The sequence below is a fragment of the Streptomyces smyrnaeus genome (genome assembly GCF_017676345.1).
GTDB lineage: Bacteria > Actinomycetota > Actinomycetes > Streptomycetales > Streptomycetaceae > Streptomyces > Streptomyces smyrnaeus.
On sequence record NZ_JAFFZM010000004.1, the window covers coordinates 1 to 21,214 of the forward strand.

General features: G+C 71.8%; 18 protein-coding genes. 13 read left to right on the forward strand and 5 right to left on the reverse strand.

Annotated features, from left to right (window positions below; all coding sequences use genetic code 11):
* Window positions 1–206: 206 nt before the first annotated feature.
* From JW613_RS08080 to JW613_RS08090, 4 genes are all read left to right on the forward strand, one after another.
* The gene (locus tag JW613_RS08080; RefSeq protein ID WP_209210021.1) at window positions 207–1,367 is read left to right on the forward strand and encodes a sensor histidine kinase; all 1,161 of its coding nucleotides are present in this window, start codon (window positions 207–209) and stop codon (window positions 1,365–1,367) included.
* A gap of 103 nt (window positions 1,368–1,470) precedes the next feature.
* Window positions 1,471–2,139, forward strand: coding sequence for a response regulator (locus tag JW613_RS08085; RefSeq protein WP_209210022.1), 669 nt, complete (start codon window positions 1,471–1,473; stop codon window positions 2,137–2,139).
* A gap of 141 nt (window positions 2,140–2,280) precedes the next feature.
* Window positions 2,281–2,538, forward strand: coding sequence for a hypothetical protein (locus JW613_RS35640; RefSeq protein WP_245225231.1), 258 nt, complete (start codon window positions 2,281–2,283; stop codon window positions 2,536–2,538).
* A 2-nt stretch (window positions 2,539–2,540) separates the two neighbouring features.
* Window positions 2,541–4,739, forward strand: coding sequence for an MMPL family transporter (locus JW613_RS08090; RefSeq protein WP_372447924.1), 2,199 nt, complete (start codon window positions 2,541–2,543; stop codon window positions 4,737–4,739).
* 37 nt (window positions 4,740–4,776) lie between these two features.
* Here JW613_RS08090 and JW613_RS36555 read toward each other — a convergent pair whose 3' ends face one another.
* Both JW613_RS36555 and aztA read right to left on the reverse strand, forming a co-directional pair.
* The gene (locus tag JW613_RS36555; protein ID WP_209210024.1) at window positions 4,777–5,973 is read right to left on the reverse strand and encodes a GTP-binding protein; all 1,197 of its coding nucleotides are present in this window, start codon (window positions 5,971–5,973) and stop codon (window positions 4,777–4,779) included.
* Entirely contained in the window at window positions 5,970–6,683 is a 714-nt protein-coding gene (gene aztA / locus JW613_RS08100) for a zinc ABC transporter ATP-binding protein AztA (protein WP_209210025.1), read from the reverse strand. Before aztA ends, JW613_RS36555 begins: the two co-directional genes overlap by 4 nt.
* A 49-nt stretch (window positions 6,684–6,732) precedes the next feature.
* Here aztA and aztB point away from each other — a divergent pair, with 49 nt between their 5' ends.
* From aztB to aztD, 4 genes are all read left to right on the forward strand, one after another.
* Window positions 6,733–7,611 carry a zinc ABC transporter permease AztB gene (gene aztB / locus JW613_RS08105; RefSeq protein ID WP_209210026.1) on the forward strand — a complete coding sequence of 293 codons (879 nt, stop codon included), beginning with the start codon at window positions 6,733–6,735 and terminating at the stop codon, window positions 7,609–7,611.
* Window positions 7,608–8,852 carry a hypothetical protein gene (locus tag JW613_RS08110; protein WP_209210027.1) on the forward strand — a complete coding sequence of 415 codons (1,245 nt, stop codon included), beginning with the start codon at window positions 7,608–7,610 and terminating at the stop codon, window positions 8,850–8,852. Before aztB ends, JW613_RS08110 begins: the two co-directional genes overlap by 4 nt.
* A 71-nt stretch (window positions 8,853–8,923) precedes the next feature.
* Window positions 8,924–9,802: a zinc ABC transporter substrate-binding protein AztC gene (gene aztC, locus JW613_RS08115; protein WP_209210301.1), complete on the forward strand. Its 879-nt coding sequence runs from the start codon at window positions 8,924–8,926 to the stop codon at window positions 9,800–9,802.
* 70 nt (window positions 9,803–9,872) lie between these two features.
* Window positions 9,873–11,063, forward strand: coding sequence for a zinc metallochaperone AztD (aztD, locus tag JW613_RS08120; protein ID WP_209210028.1), 1,191 nt, complete (start codon window positions 9,873–9,875; stop codon window positions 11,061–11,063).
* Between the two features lie 258 nt (window positions 11,064–11,321).
* Here aztD and JW613_RS08125 read toward each other — a convergent pair whose 3' ends face one another.
* On the reverse strand, window positions 11,322–12,920 hold the full coding sequence (locus tag JW613_RS08125; RefSeq protein WP_209210029.1) for a PucR family transcriptional regulator: 1,599 nt from the start codon (window positions 12,918–12,920) through the stop codon (window positions 11,322–11,324).
* Window positions 12,921–13,055: 135 nt separating this feature from the next.
* Here JW613_RS08125 and JW613_RS08130 point away from each other — a divergent pair, with 135 nt between their 5' ends.
* Both JW613_RS08130 and JW613_RS08135 read left to right on the forward strand, forming a co-directional pair.
* Window positions 13,056–14,561, forward strand: a complete 1,506-nt coding sequence (locus JW613_RS08130) for a CoA-acylating methylmalonate-semialdehyde dehydrogenase (RefSeq protein ID WP_307865830.1) — start codon at window positions 13,056–13,058, stop codon at window positions 14,559–14,561.
* A gap of 13 nt (window positions 14,562–14,574) precedes the next feature.
* A complete protein-coding gene (locus tag JW613_RS08135) occupies window positions 14,575–15,972 on the forward strand; it encodes an aspartate aminotransferase family protein (protein ID WP_209210030.1) in 1,398 nt (465 codons plus the stop codon).
* 52 nt (window positions 15,973–16,024) lie between these two features.
* Here the strand turns inward: JW613_RS08135 and JW613_RS08140 are convergent, their stop codons facing one another.
* Window positions 16,025–16,663 (reverse strand): DUF4232 domain-containing protein, encoded by a 639-nt coding sequence (locus JW613_RS08140; protein ID WP_209210031.1) that lies wholly within the window; start codon window positions 16,661–16,663, stop codon window positions 16,025–16,027.
* 144 nt (window positions 16,664–16,807) lie between these two features.
* Between JW613_RS08140 and JW613_RS08145 the strand changes: the two genes are divergently transcribed.
* The 3 genes from JW613_RS08145 to JW613_RS08155 all read left to right on the forward strand — a co-directional run bounded on the left by JW613_RS08145 (window position 16,808) and on the right by JW613_RS08155 (window position 20,366).
* Window positions 16,808–19,237 carry a sensor histidine kinase gene (locus tag JW613_RS08145; protein ID WP_209210032.1) on the forward strand — a complete coding sequence of 810 codons (2,430 nt, stop codon included), beginning with the start codon at window positions 16,808–16,810 and terminating at the stop codon, window positions 19,235–19,237.
* Complete coding sequence (locus JW613_RS08150; RefSeq protein ID WP_209210033.1) at window positions 19,234–19,914, forward strand: response regulator; 681 nt, start codon at window positions 19,234–19,236, stop codon at window positions 19,912–19,914. Before JW613_RS08145 ends, JW613_RS08150 begins: the two co-directional genes overlap by 4 nt.
* A 113-nt stretch (window positions 19,915–20,027) precedes the next feature.
* Window positions 20,028–20,366: an SCO4225 family membrane protein gene (locus JW613_RS08155; RefSeq protein ID WP_209210034.1), complete on the forward strand. Its 339-nt coding sequence runs from the start codon at window positions 20,028–20,030 to the stop codon at window positions 20,364–20,366.
* Window positions 20,367–20,393: 27 nt separating this feature from the next.
* Here the strand turns inward: JW613_RS08155 and JW613_RS08160 are convergent, their stop codons facing one another.
* Window positions 20,394–20,882: a glutathione peroxidase gene (locus JW613_RS08160; protein ID WP_209210035.1), complete on the reverse strand. Its 489-nt coding sequence runs from the start codon at window positions 20,880–20,882 to the stop codon at window positions 20,394–20,396.
* Between the last annotated feature and the right edge of the window lie 332 nt (window positions 20,883–21,214).

Genomic DNA, 21,214 nt, shown 5'->3' on the forward strand with positions numbered 1-21,214 from the left:
TCGTCGTGGCGGGGGTGGCCGGTACAGCGGGCACGGCGGGACAGCGGAGACAGGAGCCGAGCCGGTGTGCCGTTGCCGGCAGACAGCCCGTACCCCACCAGTTGGCGCCGCTCAGCCGAGGCGTACGACCGGGGTTGCGGCCGGGACGCCCACAAGTCGCCGTCCCGGCCGCTGCGCAGGCCACCGCGGCTGCCTAGGCTGGTCGCATGGCACCTGACACCCCGCAGCGGCTGCGGCCGTGGTTGCCCCGCGGCCGCACGGCGGACCTGGCGTCGGCGTGCGGGGTGCTGCTGCTGGTGGCCGTCTGGAGCCTGGCGTCCCTGCTCCGCGACCCGGCGGAACCCGGGCCCGTCCCCGTCGTCGTACTCGACGCGGTGCTGAGCGTGGCCGCCTGCGTGTTGCTGTACTTCCGGCGGCGGTACCCGGTGGCTGTCGCAGTGTGTGTGCTGATCGCCACCGCCGCCTACTACCTCACCAGCGAGCAGGACGGCCCGCTGCTGGTCGCCGTGATCGTCGCGCTCTACTCCGTGGCCGCAGAGGGCCGACTGCAGGCGGCCGTCGCCCTCGCCGCCGCTGCCGTCCTCGGGGTGGGGGTGGGGAAGCAGGCCGGCAACGAAGACACCAACACCGTCGTCGTCTTCATGCTCACCGGCTGGCTGGTCGCGGTGGTGGCGCTCGGCACGATGCGGCACCGGCGGCACGCCTACGCGCAGGAGGAGGCACGGCGGCGGGCCGGCGAGGAGCGGCTGCGGATCGCACGAGAGCTGCACGACGTCATCGGGCACAACATCTCGCTGATCAATGTGCAGGCCGGCGCCGCCCTGCACCGGCTGAAGAAGGACCCGGGGCAGGCCGAGGAAGCCCTGGCCACCATCAAGGAGACCAGCCGGGAAGCACTGCGGGAGCTGCGCGCCACGCTCGGGGTGCTGCGTCAGGTCGACGAGGCGTCACCGACCCAGCCCGCACCGGGGCTCGCCCGCCTCGATGACCTGGTGACCGCCGCCAGGCCGGCGGGGCTCGATGTGCGGGTGCACAGCAGCGGGCGGGCACGGCCGCTGCACGCCGCGGCCGATCTCGCCGCGTTCCGGATCGTGCAGGAATCGCTGACCAACGTCGCCCGGCATGCGCGCGGGGCCACAGCGGTGGAGATACGGCTCGGGTACGGCCAGCGGGCGCTGGCACTCGCGATCGAGGACGACGGGAGCGAGCCGGGCGGTATCGGCCCCAGGGGCGGAGGCCACGGCAGCGGGGGCAGTGGCATCCAGGGGATGCGGGAGCGGGTGGCCGTGCTCGGCGGCGAACTGTCGGCCGGTCCGGGGCCCCGCGGCGGATTCACCGTCACCGCCCGTATTCCGTACGAGAATTGACCCCCGAGCCCCCGAGCCCCCGAGTCCCCGAACCATGGGTCCCCGGGTATCCAGCTCCCGAGCCCACCACGTCACCGCATGTCACGATCGGAGCCCGCCTCTTATGATCACGATTCTGCTGGCCGACGACCAGCGCCTGGTGCGGGCCGGTTTCCGCTCGATCCTCGACGACGAGGACGATCTCCATGTCGTCGGCGAGGTGAGCGACGGTGACGAGGCCGTGGCCGGCTGCCGGGAACTGCGGCCCGACGTCGTATTGATGGACATCCGGATGCCGGGCACCGACGGCATCGAGGCAACCCGCCGGATCACCGCCGATCCGCGCCTCACCGAGGTGCGGGTGGTCGTCCTGACCACCTTCGACCTGGACGACCACATCTACGGGGCGCTGCGGGCGGGCGCCACCGGCTTCCTGGTGAAGGACACCGAACCGGAGGAACTGCTGCAGGCGGTACGCGTGGCCGCGCGTGGCGACGCGCTGATCAGCCCCTCCGTCACCCGGCGGCTCATCGCCGAGTTCGCCGGCCGGGTCAAGGCCCCCGAACCCGGCCCGCGCCTGAACGCGCTGACGGACCGGGAGCGCGAGGTGATGGAACTGGTCGCGGCCGGGCTGACCAACGACGAGATAGCCGGCCGGCTGGTGCTGAGCCCGGCCACCGCCAAGACCCATGTCAGCCGCATCATGTCGAAGCTGGACGTACGCGACCGTTCCCAACTGGTCGTCCTGGCGTACGAGACCGGAATGGTCAGCCCCGGCTGGCTGACGGAATGACCCGCCGCACCCGGCGGACCGGGCCCGCCATCCGGCAACCACCGGGGTACGCGGGCCCGACCGAGCCGCGACCATCGGGGTAGCGCGGGTGTCAGCCGGAGGCCGACGCGGGCGACCCGATGGGCCCGGCACGCTCCCGGCATGAGTACACCGTCCATACCAGCCAAGGCCGCACCCGCCCTGCTGGGTCTCCTGGTCGGCGGAGCCACGGGCTTTCTGCTGACCGAGACCGCGGGCGCCTTCTGCACCTTCGTCCTCGACCGCACCCTCGATGTGGAGGGCACCGGGGCACTGCTGGCCGCTTTCATCGCCGTCCCGGTGCTGTGCGCGCTCGGGGGAGCGGCGATCGGCATGCGCCGGGCCGCCGGCCGTACGCCGCGCGGGAACGGGGGCCGCTGACCGTGTCCGATCCCCGACGCAGGACCGCGAGCGGAGACTCCGCCGCGTCCGCGACCGCTTCCCCCGAGCCCCGTCCGGACGCTCCCCCGGGCTTCTTCGGCCGGCTGGCCGCCTGGTCCCAGCGCCACCGCTGGGGCGCCGTACTGCTGTGGGTGCTCGTGGTGGCGGCGATCACGGCCGGCTCCCAGGCGGCGGGCAGCAGCTACCGCAACGACTTCTCGCTGCCGGGCACCGAATCACAGGCCGCGACCGATCTGATGAAGCAGCACGGTTCGCTGCAGGCGGGCGACAGCGTCCAGATCGTTCTCAAGGACCCGCGGGGGATCGAGGAGCGCGAGCCGGCCGTCACCCGCATGCTCGGCCAGGTGCGCGAGCTGCCCAGCGTCGCCGAGGTGCGCAGCCCCTACGCCGACGCCTCGGCCGTCTCCGAGGACGGCACGATCGGCTACGCCACCGTGACGCTCGACGACAAGGCGCAGCGCGTGCCCGAGGCCGACGTCACCAGGATCATCGACACCGCGCAGCAGGCCGCCGGGGGCGGCCTGCGCGTCGAACTCGGCGGCGAGGCCGTGCGCGGCGCCGAGGAGGAAGGGGGCGGCTCCGCGGAGGGCGCGGGCATGCTCGCCGCCCTCGTCGTCCTCGTGCTGCTCTTCGGTTCGCTGGTGGCGGCGGCCCTGCCACTGGTCACCGCGCTGTTCGCGGTGGGCGGGGCGATCGGGCTGATCTCCCTGGCCTCCCATGTGTTCACCGTCGCCGACTTCACCCCGCCGATCATGATGCTGGTCGGGCTCGGGGTCGGGGTCGACTACGCGCTGCTGATCTTCTACCGCTATCGGCACGAACTCACCCACGGAGCGGGCTCCGCCGCGGCGGCCCGGCTCGCCCTGGACGCGGCGGGCCGGACGGTCTTCTTCGCCGGCTGCACCGTGATCATCGCGCTGCTCGGTCTGGTGGCGCTCGGTCTCGGCTCGCTGCAGGGCGTCGCCCTGGCCGTGGCGCTGACGGTCCTGGTCACCATGGCGGCCTCGCTGATCCTGCTGCCCGCCCTGCTCGCGCTGTTCGGCGGGCGTATCCGGCGCAGTGTGCTCGAGCGCGCCGAGCAGGCCGCGGCCAAGGGCAAGGAGGAAGGGGCCCGCTGGCGGCAGCTGGCCCTCGCGGTGCAAGGGCGCCCGCTGCCCGCCCTGCTCGCCGCGCTCATCGCCCTGCTGGCGCTGTCGGCTCCGGCGCTGGGGATGCGCCTCGGCTTCGCGGACGCCGGCAACGACGCGCCGAGCACCACGAGTCGGCAGGCCTACGACCTGCTCGCGGAGGGTTTCGGTCCAGGCTTCAACGGGCCGCTGATCGTCGTGGCGAAGGGTGACCGGGCCGCGGGCGAATCCGTGCGCGCCGCCCTGGGCAAGGCCGACGGCGTCGCCGCGACCAGTCCCGCGCTGCCCTCCGAGGACGGCGAGGTGGCCACGGTCCTGGTCTTCCCACGGACTGCGCCGCAGGACGAGGGCACCACCGATCTGGTGCACCGGCTGCGGGAGGAGGTGCTGCCCCCGCTGGAGCGGGAAACCGGTGCGGACCTCCTGGTCGGGGGATCCACCGCCGCCACGCAGGACTTCGCCGACAGCGTCGCGGAACGGATGCCGCTCTTCGTCGCCATCGTCGTGGGGATGTCGGTGCTGCTGCTGATGGTGGTCTTCCGCTCGATCCTGATCCCGCTCAAGGCAGCCGTGCTGAATCTGCTGAGCATCTCCGCGGCACTGGGCGTGATCACACCGGTCTTCCAGGAGGACTGGTTCGGGGTGCAGCCGGGGCCGGTCGAGGCGTTCATCCCGGTGATGATCTTCGCCATCGTCTTCGGACTCTCCATGGACTACGAGGTCTTCCTGATCTCCCGCATCCATGAGGAATGGGAACGTACCCGGGACCACGGCCACGCGGTCCGCGAGGGCCTGGCCGCCACCGGCAAGGTGATCACGGCGGCGGCGGCCATCATGATCGTGGTGTTCGCCGCGTTCATCCTCAGCCCCAACCGCATGCTGCAGCAGTTCGGGCTGGGCCTCGCGGTGGCGATCTTGTTGGACGCCCTGGTCATCCGCTGCCTGATCGTGCCCGCCGTGATGCAGCTGCTCGGCCGACGCGCCTGGTGGCTCCCGGCGCCGCTCGCCGAACGGCTGCCGAAGGCGGCACTGGAGCGGCCCGAAGCCCACTGAGCGGCGGGCGGCCAGGGGGCCATCGGCGTCGGGCCCCCTACGAGTCGTCGCCGGCGAAGAACGGATCCGCGAGGCCGAGCCACCGATCCCGCCCCTGTGCCAGCTCCTCGTCGCTCAGCAGGGCCGCGTCCAGGGCCTCGAGGATCCGGGCGGCGTCCAGGTCGACCCCTGTCAAGGTGATCTCGTTCCGGCGCTCGCCGAAGTAGTCGTCCCAGTACCAGGAGGCGAGCGTGCGCCGCTGCGCGGAGGCGGCTTCCCACAGTTGCGGGGCGTCCGCCTCCAGCCACGGGCCCGACTCCCGCAGCTGAAGATGCGCCCCGGCCGAACGCCAGGTCACCACGGAATCGGGCTGGTTGGCCAGCCACAGGTGCCCATGACCGCGTACGACACCGAGCAGTACGACGGCCAGGGCGTCGGCCAGCCGTCCGGGGTGCAGCGGGTGCCGGGCCCGCCACAGCACGGAACCCACACCGTGAGTGGAGTCGTGCGGCATGTGCGGCACCGTCACCGGGTCCAGCCGGGCCCGCCACGCCTCCTGGGGGTCGTAGGAGATCGGCCGCAGTGCGGCAGCGGTGAGCCGAGCCGGTGCTTCACCGTCGTGGGTCACAACCTGGGCGCGGCTGTTGAGCAGCTGGACCAATGAGGCCACTCCCGACGCGAGCCCGGTCCGGGTGCCGGCCGGGGAGTGCAGCACGACGGTGTCCGCCGTCTCCACCTGCGCTGCCGCGGCCTCGGCCCGTGTCACGGGGGCGTCGGCCCTCCAGCCGTTCCACCGGTGTACCGCACGGTGAACGCAGCCGATGTCCGCCAGGAAGGAGCTCGGATCGACGCCGGCCAGCACGGGGCCCGGGGTGTAGTGGTCGCCGAGCGACCCGGCCCCGAGCTGGTCGCGCCACAGCTCCAGCAGGAACGGCAGCGTGTCGAGTTCCTCGGGCAGCGCCAGTACGACGACGGACGGGCGGTGCGTGGCGCGCCCGATGGAGAGCAGATCCTGACGTACGACCACGGCCGGGGCGCCGGTCACACCGTGGTGAGCGGCGTGCGGCATACGCGGGTCGGCGCTCCGCGAGAGGCGCTGGACGACCGGATACGTGTCGGGCCCGTTGTGCAGCGAGACGGAGAGGACCAGGGCGTTCGGTGAGGCGTCCAGCACCTGGTCCACCAGCAAGCCGCGCGCTTGAGGGCAGTTGCCCGACACCACGCTCAGCAGGATCCTGCCGGGAGGGCGGGTCACTGTGCTTCCGGGAAGTCCCAGACGCGGCGCAGCGCGCTGTCGGTGAGGACGTCCCGGGGCTTTCCCTCCTCGACGAGCCGTCCGTCCTGGAGCAGCAGGCAGTGGTCGGACTCCCGGGCGGCGTTGAGGTCGTGCGTGGCCTGAACGACGGTCACCCCCTCGGCCGCGGCGGCGCCGAGCACGGTGGAGATGCTCTCCCGCGCCGCCATGTCCAGGCCGGTCGTCGGTTCGTCCAGCAGGAAGAGGTCGGCCTCCTGGGCGAGCCCCTGGGCGACGAGTGCGCGTTGCCGCTGGCCGCCCGACAGTTCACCCAGCTGCCGCTCGGCCAGGTCGAGGATGCCGAGCCGGTCCATGCTGTCGCGCACGACGGAGCGGTCCCGGGCGGTGAGCCGCCGCCAGGCGCCGCGATGCGCCCAGCGTCCCATCGTCACGGTTTCCCGGACGGTGAGCGGAAGGGTGTCGGAGACCGCGCTGCGCTGGACGACGAAGCAGGGGCGGGAGGTGCGGCTCCTGTCGAGGGAGCCGGAGGTGAGTGGGCGTACCCCCGCCAGGACGCTCAGGAGCGTGGATTTCCCCGAGCCGTTCGGTCCGACGACGGCGGTCGTCGCGGAGCCGGGGATGGACGCGGTGAGTTGGCGCAGCACCGGACGCCGGGGGTATCCGGCGGCGGCGTCGTGCAGCGTGACCTCGTACGGCCTGGGCTGTGGCATGTCCTCCCCTTGTTGGTATGACAATCATTTTCATTATAGGCTCCCGGTCATGGAGTGGTTGACCGGCCCGTTCGAAGTGGCCTTTGTCCAGCGGGCCCTGTGGAGCGGGATCCTGGTGTCCCTGATCTGCGCCACCGCCGGCACGTGGGTCGTGCTGCGCGGTATGACCTTTCTCGGTGACGCCATGGCGCACGGCATGCTTCCCGGCGTCGCCGTCGCCTCGCTCTACGGTGGCAATCTGCTGGTCGGTGCCGCGGTGAGCGCCGGGGTGATGGCCTGCGGGGTGACGGCCCTGGGGCGTTCCCCCCGGCTCTCCCAGGACACCGGGATCGGTCTGCTGTTCGTGGGCATGCTGTCGCTGGGCGTGATCATCGTCTCCCGGTCGCAGTCCTTCGCGGTGGACCTCACCGGATTCCTGTTCGGCGATGTGCTCGCGGTACGGGACCAGGATCTGGTCAACCTCGCCGTGGCGCTGTGCGTGGCCGTACTCGTGTCCGCGCTGGGGTACCGCTCCTTCCTGGCCCTCGTCTTCGACGAGCGGAAGGCGCACACCCTCGGACTGCGCCCCCGGCTGGCACACGCGGCCCTGCTCGGGCTCGTCACGCTGGCCATCGTCACGTCGTTCCACGTCGTCGGCACGCTGCTGGTCTTCGGACTGCTGATCGCCCCACCGGCCGCCGCGCTGCCGTGGTCGCGACGCATCCCGACGGTGATGGGCGGTGCCGCGCTGTTCGGAGTGGCCGCGACCTTCGCCGGGCTCCTGGTCTCCTGGCACCTCGGTACGGCTGCCGGAGCGACGATCGCCGCGGTCGCCGTCCTGCTGTTCTTCCTCTCCGTGTTCGTCTCCCGGGTCCGGAACCGCCGAGTGGAGTACGCGCAGCCCACCCCCACAGACGAAGAACGAAGGGAACACGAGTACTCATCATGATCTGGAACCGGAAGAAGGCCCTGCCGGCCTCCGCCGCGGTCCTCTGTCTCGGACTGCTGCTGGCGGGCTGCGGCGGCAGCGGCGACGACAAAGGGAAGGAGCGGAGAGACAGCGCGAAGAACCCCGCGTCGTCGAAACCCCACGGGTACATAGCCGGCGCCGAAGAGGCCGCCGAGCAGCAGTCCCGCCTCGTGCTGGCGGACCGCGGAAGCGGCACTCTCACGCTGCTCGACCTCATCAAGGGGAAGACCGAACCGCTGGGCCGGGCCCACAAGGGCGCGGAACTGGTCACCGACGGCAGGTTCGCCTACGCCAACTCGGCCAGCGGCTCCGAGGTCTTCGACAGCGGGGCATGGATGGTCGACCACGGAGACCATCTGCACTACTACCGTGCCGAGGCGCGCGGCCTGGGCACGGTGCGGGGAAAGAAGGTCGAAGACGTCTACAGCAGCAAGTGGCTGACGGCCTTCACCTTCGCCGACGGTACGGCGCGACTGGTCGACCACGGCCGGATGGAGAAAGGCCGCATCAAGCCGACCGCGACCCTCGACGACGTCGGACCGGGCCCCGCGGTCCCCTTCGAGGAGGACGTACTCGTTCCCGCGGCCGGCCCCGGTGGGAACACCGTCGTCGAAGTGCGCGACCGGAAGGGCAAGAAGAAAGCCGCCCTCGGCGAGAAATGCCCCGAGCTGCGCGGTGCCGCAGTGACGCGGACCGGTGTCGTCTTCGGGTGCGCCGACGGCGCGCTGTTCGTGACGGAGAAGAAGGGGGAGCCCCATGCCGAGAAGATCCCCTTCGGCCGGAAGGTGGCGGACGACGAGCGCCCCGACTCCTTCCGCAGCCGCTCCCTCGGCACCACGCTGACCGCGAGGGCGGGAGACGACGCCGTATGGGTCCTGGATGTGGCCGAGCGTGAATGGAAGAAGATCGAGACCGCACCGGTGGCAGCCGTCAACAGCGCGGGAGAGGGCACCCCGCTCCTGGTGCTGGACCGCTCGGGGACGCTGAGGGGGTACGAGATCTCCGACGGCAAGGAGATCGCCCGTAAGAAGATCCTCGCCGGGTCGCCGGATGCGAAGGACGCCTCCCGCTCGGTCATCGAGGTCGACGCCGCCCGTGCCTACATCAATGACGTGGCGGCCAAGAAGGTCTACGAGATCGACTACAACGACGATCTGCGCAAGGCCCGTTCCTTCTCCCTGGACTTCGCGCCCGCCGAGATGGTGGAGACGGGACGTTGAAGGCCGCCACAGGAGCCGGGCGCTCCAACAGACGCGGTACGGCAGCCGGTGTCCTCCTGCTCGTCTGCGCGATGCTCGCCGGTTTGACGGGGTGCTTCGCCACCGAGGACGGGCGGCCCACCGTGGTGGTCACCACCAACATCCTGGGCGACATCACGCGCGAGGTCGTCGGCGACGAGGCCGAGGTGAAGGTGCTGATGAAACCCAACGCCGACCCGCACTCCTTCGGTGTCTCAGCCGCCGAGGCAGCACAGATCGAGAGCGCCGACCTGGTGGTCTACAACGGCCTGGGCCTGGAGGAGAACGTGCTGCGCCATGTGGAGGCGGCCAAGGAAGCCGACGTACCCACGCTCGGTGTCGCCCGCGAGGTGCACCCCCTCAGCTATCGGACCGACAAGACGGCCGGGCAGCCCGACCCGCACTTCTGGACCGACCCCTCCCGCGTACGCACCGCGGTCCGGCTCATCGGTGACGCGGTGGCCGAACATGTCGACGGGGTCGACAAGAGCGCCGTCAAGGAGCAGGCCACCGTGTACGGGAAGCAGATCGGGCAGCTCGACACATGGATGGAGCAGCGCTTCGAGACGATCCCGAAGAGCCGCCGCAAGTTGGTGACCAACCACCATGTGTTCGGATATCTGGCCCGCCGGTTCGACTTCCAGGTCGTCGGCACCGTGATACCCAGCGGCACCACTCTCGCCTCTCCCAGCGCTGCGGACATGGAAGCGCTCACCACGACCATCGAGAAGGCCGGAGTCAAGGCGATCTTCGCCGACTCCTCGCAACCCGACCGGCTGGCGCGGGCGCTCAAGAAGGAGAGCGATGTCGAGGTGGCCGTGATCCCGCTGTTCTCCGAGTCCCTCACGGAAAAGGGGAAGGGCGCCGCCACCTATCTGCAGATGATGCGCGCCAACACGAAGTCGATAGTGCGCGGACTCGCGAAGTCCTAGTCCCACGAGCACACCGATATGTCTGTCCGCCGCTCGTGAGCGGCGGTGGACGAGGAAAGGAAGAACAACCATGAGCAGCAGTGCGCGCGTCCGCAGAGCGGCGACCTTCTCCGCGCTCCTTTTCACCTCCGTCGTCATGACGGCGTGCGGCGCGGAGGACACGGACACCAAGTCGTCCGCGAAGAGTGGGGACAAGCAGTCCGCCGCGGCGGTCGAGGACCCTCTCGTCGTCACGCACGACGGCGGGCTCTACGTGCTCGACGGGAAGTCCCTCAAGGTGGTCAAGGACGTACCGCTCAAGGGATACAACCGGGTGAATCCCGCCGGGGACGACAAGCACGTGATGGTGTCCACCTCGGAGGGCTTCCGGGTGCTGGACGCGACCCGGCAGCAGTTGACGGAGACCGAGTTCAAGGGCGCCGAGCCCGGCCACGTGGTGCAGCACGCCGGGAAGACGGTGCTGTTCACCGACGGCACCGGCGAGGTGCGAATATTCGACCCGGCCGAACTCGGAAAGAAGAAGCCGAAGGTCGACACCTACACCTCGCCCTCCCCGCACCACGGTGTCGCCGTCGAGTTGGAGAACGGCGAACTCGTCACCACGCTGGGCACCGCGAAGAAGCGCAAGGGCATCGTCGTCCTCGACGAGAAGCGCAAGGAGATCACCCGCAACGAGAAGTGCCCCGAGGTGCACGGCGAGGCGACCGCCAAGGACGAGGCGGTGGTCATCGGCTGCGAGGACGGCGTCCTCCTCTACAAGGACGGGAAGATCACCAAGATCGACAGCCCCACCGAGTACGGAAGGATCGGAAACCAGAAGGGCTCCGAGAAGTCCCCCGTCGTGCTCGGCGACTACAAGCAGGACCGGGAGGCCGAACTCGAACGCCCCGAGAAGGTCTCCCTGATCAACACCGAGACGGGCAAACTGAAGCTGGTCGACCTGGGCACCAGCTACAGCTTCAGGTCCCTGGCCCGCGGCCCCGAGGGGGAGGCGCTGGTGCTGGGCACGGACGGGAAGATCCACGTCATCGACCCCGAGAAGGGGAAGGTGAGCAGGACCATTCCCGTCGTCGAGGAGTGGCGCGAGCCGCTGGACTGGCAGCAGGCCCGCCCGGAGATCTTCGTGCGCGACAAGACGGCCTTCGTCACCGACCCCGAGCACAAGAAGCTCTACGCGGTCGATCTGGACTCCGGGAAGAAGAAGGCCACCGGCACCTTCGAGGAGAAGCCGAACGAGATCACCGGAGTCGTCGCCGAGTAGCCCCGGCAGACCGACTCGGTACGCCCCACCCAGGGCGCCCGGTCGACGCGGCACGGCAGTCCGGCCGTACCCGTCGACCGGGCCGTCCTCCCGGCCTCCGGGAGGACCGCGACCGTATCCCTGCGCCGCCCGGTGGCAAGCGGATGAGCGGCTGCCTGTACCGGTGTCAACCCGACTCCCGGCAGCCCGCGCGCGATTGGTCCTCCCTTGGTCGAGAAGGCGCTGGCGGCCGGAGCCCTGAGCATGCGTCGGGGGCCATCAGCGTGCGTCGACGACCATCAGCGCGGTGTGCAGCGAGGTGCGTGACTCGGCGCTGTCGAGGGAGACGCCCAGGATCTTCTCGATGCTGCGCAGCCGGCTGTAGAGGGTGGGCCGGCTCAGCCCGGTGAGGCGGGCGGTGTGTGTCTTGGAGCCGGAGCAGTCGAGATGGGTGCGCAGGAGGCCCAGCAGGTCCTCGCCGGTGCGCGCGTCGTGGTCGAGCAGGCGACCCAGCTCCGTCTCGGCGAACGCCTGGAGGCGGTGGTCGTCGCGGAGCAGGGCGACCAGTCCGCGCAGCCGCACATCGGTCGAGCGGTAGAGGCGGTCGGTCTCCGGCATGGTCAGGCCGACCTCGGCGACGTGCTCCGCCTCGGCGAGGCCCTGGGCGGCTCCGACGAGGCTGGAGGAGGCGGGCGCGGTACCGGCGGCCCAGCCGTCGGTACCGCGCCGGCCGGTCAACCGCTCGCGCAGCCCGGTGCTGACGGCGCCGAGTGTCTGCTCGGGGCCCTTCGCCGCGCATGAGACGACCGCTGAGACCGTTCCCGCACGGCGGATGGAGGCGAGCGCGCTCTCTCCGGCGGCGGCCACCGCCTGGCGGACGGCGGCCAGCAGCCGCCGGTCGGCCTCGCCCTGGGTCAGTGCGTCGGTGCCGGGACGTTGCGGCACACGGACGGACAGCGGCGCGTAACGGCTGCTGGGGGTGAGCCCCAGCGCGGTCGCCCGGGCCATGGCCTCGGTCTCCTCGCCGACCCGGCCGCTCAGCAGATCGTCGAGCAGACCGCCGAGTGCCTGGACCACGAGGGCGTCGCGCTCCTGCTGGATCATCCGGTGCAGTTGCAGCGACTGTGCGGCCCGTTCCAGCACCATGCGGGCGCGGGAGGTGTCCGCCGTCCCGGCGGGCAGCACGAGGCGGCCCCACCGCTCGGAGCCGACGCCCACCGGGACGGAGGACCAGGTGGGGCCGGCGGTGGAGGCGCCCGCCGTGTCGTGGAGGCGGGAGCGCTCGGCCCACTGGTGCAGCAGGACCGCGGTCGGGGTGTCCAGCGCGCAGAACGCCAGCACATGCCTGCTGACGTCCTCCAGAACGAGGGGGGCGCCCAGGGTCTGTGCCGCCCGCGTGACGATGTCCGTGGTGGAGGCCCGGGCGAGGTTGAGCGAGGTGAACACTTCGTGGGTGGTGCGGGCGAACTCGACCTCTTCGTACTGGTCGGCCACGATCAGCCGGTGCACCTGCTGGGTGACCTCGATGAACCGGGTCCTTCGGGCCAATGCCACCACCGGCAGGGAGAGGGAGTCGGCGAGGGCCCCCAACTGCTCGGGCACGGTGTCGAGGTGGGTGCCCAGCTCGACGACGAGACCCGCCACACCCTGCGCGGCCAGCCTGGTCAGATAGGTCCTGGCCTGCTGTGCACCGTCGGCCAGGGGGAGCCCGGTGGTCAGGACCAGCTCCCCGCCCTCCAGCAGGTCGGTGAGGTCGGTGAGGTCGCTGATGTGCACCCAGCGGACCGGCCGGTCCAGGTGCGCGTGGCCACCGACGATCTGCGGCCGGCCCGCGTCCATGGCGGACAGCTGGAGGATCTCCCGAATGGTCGGCTGCATTTACGCATCGTAAACAATCCCTGGCTCAGCTGTACAGAACGTCGGGGAGGGTTCTGGCAGCCTCTGAACAGGCAGCGGGTCCGCACCGGGCCGCGGTCTGCCTGCTGTGAGCGATCGAGCGAGGGTGAGGAAGCCGTGGCAACCAGCGATCTGACACGTGTCGGCCATTGGGTCGACAACAAGGCGTTCCCGGGCAACGGCGGACGGGTTGCCGAGGTGACCAACCCGGCGACCGGTGCGGTGACGCGCGAGGTGGCGCTTGCCGACGCGGCGGACTCCCGCACGGTGATCGAGGCGGCCGCGACCGCCTTTCCGGCCTGGCGTGACACCTCGCTGGCCAAGCGCGTCGCGATCGTCTTCCGTTTCCGCGAACTGCTCAACCAGCGCAAGGACGAGCTCGCCGAGATCATCACGAACGAGCACGGCAAGGTTCTGTCGGACGCGTTGGGCGAGGTCACCCGCGGCCAGGAGGTCGTGGAGTTCGCCTGCGGCATCCCGCACCTGCTCAAGGGCGGCTTCAGCGAGAACGCCTCGACCGAGGTGGATGTGCACTCGGCCCGGCAGCCGCTGGGAGTGGTGGGCATCATCGCACCGTTCAACTTCCCCGCGATGGTGCCCATGTGGTTCTTCCCCATAGCCATCGCGGCGGGCAACACCGTGGTGCTCAAGCCGAGCGAGAAGGACCCGTCGGCCGCGCTGTGGCTGGCCGAGCTGTGGGCCGAGGCGGGGCTGCCCGCCGGTGTCTTCAATGTGCTGCAGGGCGACAAGGTCGCGGTCGACGAGCTGCTGTCCCACCGCTCCGTCAAGGCCGTCAGCTTTGTCGGCTCCACCCCGATCGCCCAGTACGTGTACGCGACGGGGACCGCCAACGGCAAGCGGGTCCAGGCCCTCGGCGGGGCGAAGAACCACGCCGTCGTCCTGCCCGACGCCGACCTGGACCTGGCGGCGGACGCCATGGTCAACGCCGGATTCGGGTCCGCGGGCGAGCGCTGCATGGCCATCTCGGCCGTGGTGGCGGTCGGCGCCGTCGCCGACGAACTCGTCGAGAAGATCGCCGAGCGGGCCCGGGGCATCCGCACCGGCGACGGCACCCGGGGTTGCGACATGGGGCCGCTGGTGACCGCCGCGCACCGCGACCGGGTCGCCTCCTACATCGACCGGGCCGAGCAGGACGGCGCGAGTCTGGTCGTGGACGGCCGCCGGGTCGGCGCCGACGGCGGCCCGGACGGTTTCTGGCTCGGCCCCACGCTGATCGACCACGTCACCACCGATATGAGCTGCTACCGGGACGAGATCTTCGGGCCGGTCCTGTCCGTCCTGCGGGCGGACTCCTACGACGAGGCGCTCGAACTGATCAACACGAACCCCTACGGCAACGGAACCGCGATCTTCACCAACGACGGCGGCGCCGCCCGGCGCTTCCAGAACGAGGTCGAGGTCGGCATGGTCGGCATCAATGTGCCGATCCCCGTACCGATGGCCTACTACAGCTTCGGCGGCTGGAAGAGCTCGCTGTTCGGCGACACCCACGCACACGGCACCGAGGGCGTGCACTTCTTCACCCGCGGCAAGGTCGTCACCTCCCGCTGGCGGGCCCCCAGCCAGGGCGGCCTCAACCTCGGCTTCCCGCAGACGGCCTGAACGGAGGCACGGCATGACACTCCCGCCGAGCGCACCCGACGCCCGGGCCACCGCCCGGACCTACGAGCTCGACCGCCGCCACGTCTTCCACTCCTGGTCGGCCCAGGCCGAACTGGACCCGATGGTCATCACCCGCGCCGAGGGCTGCTACGTGTGGGACGGCGAGGGCAACCGGCTGCTCGACTTCTCCTCCCAACTGGTCAACACCAACATCGGCCACCAGCACCCCTACGTCGTGGAAGCCATCGCCCACCAGGCCCGCACCCTGGCCACCGTCGCCCCGCAGCACGCCAACGACCAGCGCTCCCAAGCCGCCCGGCTGATCTGCGAACGCGCTCCGGGCGATCTCGACCGGGTCTTCTTCACCAACGGCGGCGCGGACGCCAACGAGCATGCCGTGCGGATGGCCCGGCTGACCACCGGCCGCCCCAAGGTCCTGTCCCGCTACCGCTCCTACCACGGCGGAACCCAGACCGCGATCAATCTGACCGGAGACCCGCGCCGCTGGCCCAACGACAACGGGGACTCCGGCGTCGTCCACTTCTTCGGCCCGTATCTGTACCGCAGCCACTTCGACGCCGAGACCGAGGCGGAGGAGTGCCGGCGTGCGCTGGCACATCTGGAGCAGGTCATCGAGCTGGAGGGCCCGCAGACCGTCGCGGCGATCCTGCTGGAGGCCGTCCCCGGCACCGCCGGGATCATGCTGCCCCCGCCGGGCTACCTCGCGGGCGTGCGGGAGCTGTGCGACAAGTACGGCATCGTGTTCATCGTCGACGAGGTGATGACCGGGTTCGGCCGCACCGGCGCCTGGTTCGTCTGCGACGACGAGGGCGTCGTCCCCGACCTGCTGACCTTCGCCAAGGGCGTCAACTCCGGCTATGTACCGCTCGGCGGCGTCGTCCTGGGCGACCGGATCGCCGACCACTTCGCGCACCGCCCCTATCCGGGCGGGCTCACCTACTCGGGGCACCCCCTGGCGTGCGCGGCAGCCGCCGCGGCCATCACCGTCATGGAACGCGACGGCATCATCGACAACGCCCGGCGCATCGGCACCGAGGTGATCGGCCCCGAACTCGCCCGGCTCGCACGGGAGCACCCCAGTGTGGGAGAGGTCCGCGGGCGCGGCGTCTTCTGGGCCGTCGAACTGGTCACCGACCGTAACACCCGGCAGCCCGTGGCGCCGAGCGGGGGCAGCAGCCCGGTGATGGCCGAGGCCGTCCGTACGGCGAAGAAGCTGGGCCTGCTGCCCTTCACCAACTCCAACCGCATCCATCTCGTGCCGCCGTGCACCATCACCGAGTCCGAGGCCCGCGAGGGCCTGCGCATCCTCGACGAGGTCCTCGACCGGGTGGACACCCTCGTCCAGGGGACGCGAGAGGACTCCGACCGCTGGAACCTCCGGACGCCTTGAGGCGTTCCCCGATGCTCCCGCGTCCCCTCCTGGACCGCTGGGCGGCCGGCTGTCACCACTTCAGGGCGGTCACCGTGAACAGGCCGCCGCACACCCGCGGCTGGTCGCTCTGGGCGACCAGGGCCTTCCCGGTGCCCGGCGGATAGACCTTGAGGGAGTGCGGCCTCGCCCAGCAGGAGCCGTCGCCGGTGCCGTCGTCACCGCCCTCGTCGGCGGTGTGGAGCGTCGCATGCGCCCGGGTGAGGGGCTGCAGGGTGACCGTTTCGCCGGCGCGGCCGTCAGGGGCGGCGGCCTCGCCGATGGTGTCGCCGTCCTCGCCGAGCAAGAACACCCGGGGACGGCCCTTGATCAGGCATGCGCTGTCCGTCTTGTTCTTCAACGTCAAGTCGTAGTCCCGGCCGTCCGCCGCTCCCGGGCTGCGTTCGACGGCCAGGGTCAGATCCGCGGCGGCACACCGCGGTGTGCCGCCACCGTCGGCGTTCTTCTTGCCGTCCGGCGAAGCGGACGGGGACGCTTCACGGGCGCCCGACGCCTGCGCGCCCGAGCCGTCGTCCGAACCGTCGTCGCCGCTGCTGCACGCGGCGGTCGCCGCGAGCAGCACCGCCGCGCCCACCGCTGCCGTCCGCCGTCGCCACGACAGAGTGGCTGCGCTGCCGGCCCCGTCCGTGGCGACGGCTTGTCTCCGAGTCATGATCGGCGCCTGCCCCGAACCACACTCCGCCATACCTGCCGGTGCGGGGGCTGTCGGCGCGCGTCTCCATCTCTGGTTAGAGGCGACGATCGCCCTGCGGCCGGATGCTCCCGGCGTTTCGGCAGCCATAGCCTGAAGCACATCATGGAACGAACTGACGACCGGTTCATCCCGGTCCTGCTGCTGGGGGTCCAGGCGGTGCTCTGGCCCGGCGCCGCGCTGCTGAGCGGCGCCGTACCGAGCGCCGCCGAACTGCTCGCGGCCCTCCTCGCGGACGGCCTGGTGGCCGCTGCCCTCACCGCCCGCCGTGCCCGCCCGGTGCCTGTGCTCATCGTGGTCGTCGCCGCCTGCGCGGTCGGTGCCGGGCCGCTGCCCACCGGAGCGGTGGCCGTGCTGGGGACCGCGGGCGTCGCCCTGGCCCTGTTCACGGTGGCTGCCGAACGGGACACCACCACCGCGCTGCTGTGCGTGGTGACGCTCGCGACATGGCAGGCCCTGCACGGTGTGAGCCTGCACGGACTGGGCGACCGGCAGGGGCTCGATCTCGTCCTGACCGCCCTGCTGTACGCGGCCGCCACCGGTACCGGCCTGCGGCTGCAGCGGCTGCGGGCCGCACGGCGGACCGCCGAGGGACGGCTGCACCGGGCGCAGGCCGAGCGGCACCGGCTCCCCGCGGCCGAACGCCGCCGGATGGAAAGGGAGTTGCACGACGTCAGCGCCCACCATCTGACGGCCGTGGTCGTCACCGTGGAGGCTGCGCTCGGGCTGCGCGAACGTCGGCCCGAACTGGCCGACCAGGCAGTGCGGTTCGCCGCCGGGACCGGCCGCGAGGTGACCCGGGCGCTGAGCGCGGTACGGGCGCCGGTGCCCTCCTCGGAGGATCTTCCGGCCCCCGAGGAGCGGCTGCGCGAGCTGGTGGCCGGCTTCCGCTCCCTGGGGCAGCCCGTGACCTGCGAGATCGACGCCCTGCCCGAAGGCGGTGTCGGCGACGCCGCGTACGGCATCGTGCGCGAGGCGCTGACCAACGCCGTACGCCACGCCTCCGGGGCTCCCACCACCGTGCGATGCGGCTACGGGGAAGCGCACACCGAGGTCGTGGTGCGCAACGCGCCGCCGGACGCCTCCGCCTCCGCCGGGCCGCGCGGCGGCGGACTGGGCGGCGGACGCGGCCAGAACCTGCTGCGCGGCCGGGCACGGGAGGCGGGCGGCACGCTCACCAGCGGCCCGACGCCGGAGGGCGGCTGGGAGGTACGCGCCGTGCTGCCGGGACGGACCGCGGCACCGACGCCGGTGTCCGTACCGCGCACCTACCGCCTCGCACAGTTCGCCGCGGCCGTGGGGCTGTGCTTCCAGCCGCTGCTGCCCGTTCTGATCGTCCGGGACGGTACGACGCCTGCCGGGCCCGGCGTCTCCGCCGGTGCGCTCTTCGCGCTGCTCGCCGCCGCGCAGGGGCTCGCACTGCTGTGGCTGCGACGGACTCCGCGGACCGCGCTGGGCACGCTGCTCGTGCTCGCCGCGCTCTGGCCGGCCGCGATGGCCGCGAGCGGATACGCGGGCCCGGTCCTGCTGCCGCTCGCGCTGAGCACGCTCGCCACCTGCGTGGCTCTCGCCACCGTGGCGGCCCGCGATCCGGAGGCCGACCTGGGCGTCCTTCGTGCCCGCAGCCGGCCGCCCGCTCCTGCCCGGCCGTCGAAGGCCGTACGGGTCGCCGTTCCGCGTTCCGTCGTTCCCGTGCCGGCCGCCGTCGTGCACGCGGCAGCGGCGACCGTCGCCGTGCTCGACCGCGGCGCCACCGTACCGGCCTGGGCGCTCGTCGGGACCGCGACGGCCACGGCGGCGCTCGCGGCTGCCGCGGCCTGGTGTGCCGGCAGCTGGTACGGAAGGCGCAAGCGCAGCGCCCGGGAGGTGGAGGAGGGCCGACTGGCGGCCTGGACGCAGGAAGCCGTACGGGACGCGTGGGCAGAACGCCGCCGCATCACCGCCGGGCTGGAGAGCACCGTGCTCGCACGTACGGCGGAGGTGGTCGAGGAGGCGGAGGCCGGACGGCTCGCGCAGACGGCCGAGCGGGCCCGGGAAGCCCTGGCCGCCATGCGGGCCCTGCTGGAGACCGTCCGGGACGGGGAACAGCGCACCGAACTGCGGCCGCAGCCCACGCTGCAGGCCCTCGATCTGCTCGTCCACCAGTGGCAGGCCACCGGCCGGCAGGTCGAGGTGCGGCTCACCGACCGGGTACCTCGGCGGCTGTCGGCCGAGCTGGACCTGGCCGCCTACCGCGCAGCGGAGACCGTGCTGGCGGCCGGCGGTGACGAGCCCGCCCTGCTCGTGCTCGACACCGCGGACGGCGACCTGACCCTCACCGCCACCGGCGTACCGCGCGCCACCCGCCGCGCTGCGGCCGAGCGGCTGGCGGCACGGGCCGCGCTGCTCGGCGGCACCCTGGCCGTCGAACGGCCGGACACCGTCCTGGTACGGCTGCCCCTGACCGCCGTTCCGAGCCAGGAAGCCCTCGTCCCGAGTGGCGGCAGGGCTGCCGCCCCGGCCCGTGGCGAAGCGCACGAGGAGGGAACCCGATGAGCCTGAGGGTGCTGGTCGTCGACGATCAGAGCGTGGTCCGGGCGGGTTTCGCCGCCGTCATCGACGACGAGCCGGACTTGACGGTCGTCGGGGAGGCCGGTGACGGCGCCGCCGCTGTGGCCCTCGCGGAACGGCTCGCGCCCGATGTGGTCGTCATGGACGTACGGATGCCGGGACTCGACGGTATCGCCGCCACCCGCATCCTGACCGGACGCCAGGATCCGCCCCGCGTGCTGGTGCTGACCACCTTCGACCTCGACGCCTACGTCTTCGACGCGCTGCGCGCCGGTGCGTCCGGCTTCCTGCTCAAGGACGTCCAGGCCGCCGAACTGCTCAACGGCATCCGGGTCGTGGCCGCCGGGGAGAGCGTCCTCGCCCCGTCCGCGACCCGGCGGCTGATCGGCCACTACGCCGCAGCCGGGCAGGTGCCCCGGGCGGGCCGGGACGCGGGGATTCTGGACCTGCTGACCGAGCGGGAGCGTTCCGTCCTCACTCTGGTCGCCTCGGGGCTGAACAACGCGGAGATCGCCGGTGAACTCGGCATCACCGTCGGCACCGTCAAGTCCCATGTGAACGCCCTGCTGCGCAAGCTCGAACTGCGCGACCGGGTGCAGGCGACCATCCTCGCGTACGACCTGGGCCTGGCCCGTGCCAACCCTCCGGGGGCGCCCGGCTGACGCCCCGGCCCCGCCCCGTGGCCGTCGACGCGCTGTACACGGCTGATCAGCCGCGCTCCGCGCCGTGGCCCTGCCCCGCTCTGCCCCGCGACTCACCCAAGGAGCCCACTGCCATGACCGACTCCCACTCCACCCCCTCCACCCCCGCCGTCCTGCGTACCGTCCGCGAAGCACTCGGCAGCCTCGCGGCCCGCATCTACCTCGCCGGGTGCGCGGTTCTGCTCGTCTGGGCCGTGGTGGTGAGCCAGGCCGACCAACCCGACGCGTCCTTCGCCGGGGTGGTGCCCGTGTTCGCCACCGCACCGGCGAGCCTGATCCTGCTCGTCCTGCCGGACCATCTGTCCATGGTCTTCGTCGCCGTGGGTCTCGGTGCCCTGGTGAACGCCGTACTCATCGGCTGGTGCGCCCGCGCCCTGCGCCGGGGCCGCACCGGCTCCGGGCCCACGGGCTGAGAGACGGTACGCGCCGGGTGGGACTCGTCAGTCAGGCAGAACGGCTTCTACGGCGGCCGTCACTTCGGGCGCGTCGGGCTCGGTGCGGGGGTCGAAACGGGCGGCGACGCTCCCGTCGGGAGCGACGAGGAACTTCTCGAAGTTCCAGCGGACGTCGCCGGAGTGGCCCTCGGCGTCCGAGGTGGCGACCAGGGCGGCATAGAGGGGGTGCCGGTGCTCGCCGTTGACGTCGATCTTCTCGGTCAGGGGGAAGGTGACGCCGTAGGTCGCCGAGCAGAAGGCAGCGATCTCCGCTGCGGTGCCCGGCTCCTGCCCCATGAACTGGTTGCAGGGGACGCCCAGGACGGTGAAGCCGCGCGGGGCGTACTGCTCGTGGAGCTTCTCCAGCGCCGCGTACTGCGGGGTCAGTCCGCACCGGGAGGCGACGTTGACGACGAGGACGGCCTTGCCGCGGTACTGGGCGAGGTTCGCCGGGCCGCCGCCGAGGGCGTCGATCTCCACATCGTGGATGGACATGCGGACTCCTTGGGTTGGTCGTCGATGCCTCTTGGACCTGACGCAGGGTAGTGCGTCGGCACGCCGCGCCGTCCAGCGGGCGGCTGCCCTCGGCCACCCGCCGTCACGGAAGGTGCGCGACGGGCGCTCCCGGGGGGACCGGTGCGGGTCCGGCGTTTATCCGGGGGGTTCCGGGGGGACCGCGTGGGGCGAGCAACGCCTGGACGCTCCACCCGGATGCTCTGATCCTCGCCTCGCCCGCGGTCCAGGGACGCTGGAGCGCCGGTCGGTGCGAGGGGATGTGAGGGGAAGGGCGAATGCGCCACAGCAGAACCGCAGGAAAGGTCGGCCTG